The following is a 4056-nucleotide window of genomic DNA, read 5'->3' on the forward strand; positions in this document are numbered from 1 at the left end:
GCGGGCCCCGGCCACGTATCAAGCGGTCGTACGTGCGTCAGTGTTCGGCGGTCGGTGCCGGGCCGCCCGGGGTGGCCTCCGGGTCGGCGCCCTTCACGGCCTCGGACTCGTTGTAGATGTCGGGTTCGAGGTAGATGACGCGGGCGATCGGGACGGCCTCGCGGATACGGGACTCGGCGGCGTTGATCGCGGAGGCGACCTCGGCGGCCGTGTCGTCGTGCTCCACGGCGATCTTGGCGGCGACCAGCAGTTCCTCGGGACCGAGGTGGAGCGTGCGCATGTGGATGATGCCGGTGACCGTGTCGCCGTCGACGATCGCGGCCTCGATCTTCCGGACCGCCTCGATGCCGGCGGCCTCGCCCAGGAGCAGCGACTTGGTCTCGACGGCCAGGACGATCGCGATGACGATGAGCAGGATGCCGATGCACAGCGTGCCGATGCCGTCCCAGACGCCGTCACCGGTGGCCAGGGCGATGCCCACACCGCCGAGCGCGAGGACCAGACCGACGAGCGCGCCCAGGTCCTCCAGGAGGACGACCGGCAGCTCGGGCGCCTTGGCGTGGCGTACGAAGTCCTTCCAGGACTGCTTGCCGCGGGTGTGGTTGGACTCCTTGATGGCCGTCCGGAAGGAGAATCCCTCGGCGATGATCGCGAAGACGAGGACGCCCACCGGCCAGTACCAGTGCTCGATCTCGTGCGGGTGCTTGATCTTCTCGTAGCCCTCGTAGATCGCGAACATGCCGCCGACCGAGAAGAGGACGATCGAGACGAGGAAGGCGTAGATGTAGCGCTCGCGGCCGTAGCCGAAGGGGTGTTGCGGGGTCGCCTCGCGCTTGGCCTTCTTGCCGCCGAGGAGCAGCAGTCCCTGGTTGCCGGAGTCGGCGAGCGAGTGCACGGACTCGGCGAGCATCGACGACGAACCGCTGAAGAGGAACGCCACGAACTTCGCTGCCGCGATCGCGAGGTTGGCGGCGAGTGCCGCCACGATCGCCCTGGTTCCGCCTGACGCGCTCATGTGCTTCCGATGTCCCTTCGTCTGCGACTCGACTGCCACTCGACCGGCAGTCGTCTGTCACCCGGCTGCCCGGTCGTGCCGCCGTCAGGCTGCCGTCGCGCATTTTGCCTGCCCTTTGCGGTGGGTCATTGTTGCAGCCCGGACCGGCCCCGGAACGCCGGGCCGCCGCAGTGATGCCCGGTGATTCCGTCAGACGACGACCGTGGCCCGGAAAATCGTCCCGCTTCCGGAGACTTCCACCTTTTCGTCCGCGGGTACGAACACGGATCCGCCCGGGACGAGCGTGCTGTCACCCGTCCGTACGGAGCCCGCGGTGCACAGCAGGATCTGCGGGGTGCCGCGGGTGAGGTCGCGGCCGGGTCCGCCCGCCGGGAGGACGTACCGGGAGAGGCGGAACTCGTCGATGGGGGTCTCGTAGACCTCTTCGCCGTCCGGGGAGGCCTCGGGGCGCAGTACACCCGCGTCGCCCGCCTCGAAGCGGACGATGCGCAGGAGTTCGGGGACGTCGACGTGCTTGGGGGTGAGTCCGCAGCGCAGCACGTTGTCGGAGTTCGCCATGATCTCGACGCCGAGGCCGTTCAGATACGCGTGCGGCACACCGGCCCCGAGGAACAGGGCCTCACCGGGCTGCAGTTGTACGTAGTTGAGGAGCATCGCGGCGATGACACCCGGGTCTCCGGGGTAGTGGTGCGCGATCGAGGCGTACGGGGCGTGGGCGCCGCCGAGCCGGGCGCAGGCAGCGGCGGCCTCGGTGACCGTGGTGGCCATCAGCTCGGGATCGGCAGTAAGTACTGCGGTCAGCACCTCGCGCAGCGCGGCCTCCTCGGGGTGCGCGTGCAGCAGGTCGACGTACGGCTTGATGGAGTCGACCTCCAGGGCCGACAGCAGTTCGGCGGCCTCCAGCGGGGCGCGGAAGCCGCACAGGCCGTCGAACTCCGTGAGCGCGCAGATCAGTTCGGGTTTGTGGTTGGCGTCCTTGTAGTTGCGGTGCGGTGCGTCGATCGGGACACCGCGGCGCTCCTCGTCCTCGTACCCCTCCTTGGCCTGGGTCAGGTCGGGGTGCACCTGGAGGGAGAGGGGGGCGCCCGCGGCGAGGATCTTGAGCAGGAAGGGCAGGCGCGGGCCGAATTTCGCGACCGCCCCGGCGCCCAGTTCACGCTCGGGGGCCGCGGCGATCACCTCGGTGAGGGGGCCGCGGGGGGTGCGTGAGGGTGCGCCCGGGTGGGCGCCCATCCACATCTCCGCCTGCGGTTCGCCGGTCGGCTCGGTGCCGAGGAGCCGCGGGATGGCCGTGGTGGAACCCCAGGCGTAGGGGCGGACGGTGTTGTCGAGGCGGTCCATGCTCTGTCTTCTTCTCCGTACGTGCGCTGGTACGCGGGCTCCGGTCAGGAGGCCTGGCTCAAGGTTCAGGACGCGTGGCTCAAGGTCAGGCCGTCGAGGCGAGCGCCAGGTAAACGGCGGCGAAATCCGTGACGGCGATCAGTTCGGCGAGCGTCTCCAGGTCGCCGCCCTCCTCCGGTTCGAGTTCGCTGATCGCCGTGTCGTGGCCGAGGGCCAGCTCGCGGGCGGCCGGGGCGGCGGTGCGGCCGCCGGCCGGACGGTCGCGCAGCAGGACCACGCGCGCGTGGACGACCTGCGCCTCCTCGACCCGGTCGCGGAAGAAGTCGTCGGGGTCCGCGCCCGCCGCCAGGGTGCCCGCGAGGAGGACGCTGTGCGCGGCCAGTGCCTCGGGCAGCTCGGCGGTGAGGGCGGGGCGTCCCGCGAGTTCGGCCAGGGCGGCGACGAAACGGCGGCCCGCGGGACCCGCGCAATCGCCCTCGGTCCAGATCACCGGAAGTGCCTCGGCGAGCTCGGACGCGAGCGTCTTGGCGGGGTTGCTGTACGTCGCGATGGCCGGGCCGCAGCGCTCCGCCACCTGGTCGAGACGGTCGGCGACCCTCTCCAGGGCGTCGGGCGGCGCGGACAGCAGGCCGGTGCGGTCGAGCAGGGCGAGCAGCGGGGTGAGCAGCGCCCAGAGGGAGCCCGGGGCCGAGGCGGCGGCGGGGGCCTGCGGCTCGTAGGGGGCGGTCGCCATCGGTACGGAGAGCCCGTGGGCCACGGCCACCGCCTCGGTGAGCGGGGTGCGGGGCGGGCAGACGGCGACGACGGTGAGGCCGCGCCGGTAGGCCTGCTCGACGAGGAGGGAGAGGCCGGGTTCGCTGCCGTCCGGGGTGGCGACCAGGAGCAGGTCCACGGGGCCCGCCCAGCCGGGGAGTTCCCAGAGCAGGGCGCCCGCCGCCGGGGCCACTCCGCGGGGGGTGAGCCGGGTGACGGGGCAGGCGGCGCCGGCGAGCGAGCCGAGCAGGTCGGCGACGCACGTGGCGGCGAGGCCCGGGCCCGCGGTCAGGATGGCGCGCGGGCGGCCGTCGGGCTTGAGCTCGGCGATGCCGGCCTCGGTGGCGTGCCGGACGGCGGTGCGTACGCGGGCGCCCGCCTCGGCGGCGCCGCGGAGCAGGTCCCGCCGGTCCGCGCGGGACAGCGCCTCCGGGTCGTCGAGGAGTGATTCGTCGAACATGGTGGGCAGCCTCCGGGCGCCGGGCGGGGTCGCTTCTGCGGGGTTGCTTCTGTGGGTCGCTTCGTGGGTTGCCGGGTTGCTTCTGTGGTTCGTTTCCGCGGGTCGGTTCTCCGTGACCGGCGGGGGTTACGCGGGGCGGCGGGGGTTACGCGGGGCGGCGGGCCTCGTCCACCAGGAGGACCGGGATGCCGTCGCGGACGGGGTAGGCCAGGCCGCAGTCCTTGCCCGTGCAGATCAGCTCGGCCTCCTGCTCTTCGGAGGAGGCCTCCTTGAGGGGGGCGTGGCAGGCCGGGCAGGCGAGGATCTCCAGGAGGCCGGCTTCTAGCGGCATGTCGGGTCCCTTCGGGGGGTTCGGGGGGGTGGGCCGGGGTGGGTGGGTGGTGGGATGTGGCCTGGTCAGGGTACCGCTGCGTGGGGGTGGGCGCGGGGGGTCTTCGCCCCCGCCGCCCCTACCCTTCCCGTCACTGCATGGGGGCTGCGCCCCCTC

4 protein-coding genes are annotated in these 4056 nt (G+C 72.5%); all 4 read right to left on the reverse strand.

Annotation, left to right across the window (positions count from 1 at the left end; translation table 11 throughout):
- Nucleotides 1-37: 37 nt before the first annotated feature.
- Nucleotides 38-1015, reverse strand: a complete 978-nt coding sequence (locus ACFWGJ_RS42475) for a cation diffusion facilitator family transporter (protein WP_387334317.1) — start codon at nt 1013-1015, stop codon at nt 38-40.
- A gap of 189 nt (nt 1016-1204) precedes the next feature.
- On the reverse strand, nt 1205-2356 hold the full coding sequence (gene manA, locus ACFWGJ_RS42480; protein ID WP_387334318.1) for a mannose-6-phosphate isomerase, class I: 1152 nt from the start codon (nt 2354-2356) through the stop codon (nt 1205-1207).
- A gap of 85 nt (nt 2357-2441) precedes the next feature.
- Entirely contained in the window at nt 2442-3569 is a 1128-nt protein-coding gene (locus tag ACFWGJ_RS42485; RefSeq protein ID WP_387334319.1) for an SIS domain-containing protein, read from the reverse strand.
- 145 nt (nt 3570-3714) lie between these two features.
- A complete protein-coding gene (locus ACFWGJ_RS42490) occupies nt 3715-3900 on the reverse strand; it encodes a Trm112 family protein (RefSeq protein ID WP_107022483.1) in 186 nt (61 codons plus the stop codon).
- Nucleotides 3901-4056 lie beyond the last annotated feature (156 nt).

Source organism: Streptomyces sp. NPDC060205 (assembly GCF_042728395.1).
Taxonomy (GTDB): Bacteria; Actinomycetota; Actinomycetes; order Streptomycetales; family Streptomycetaceae; genus Streptomyces.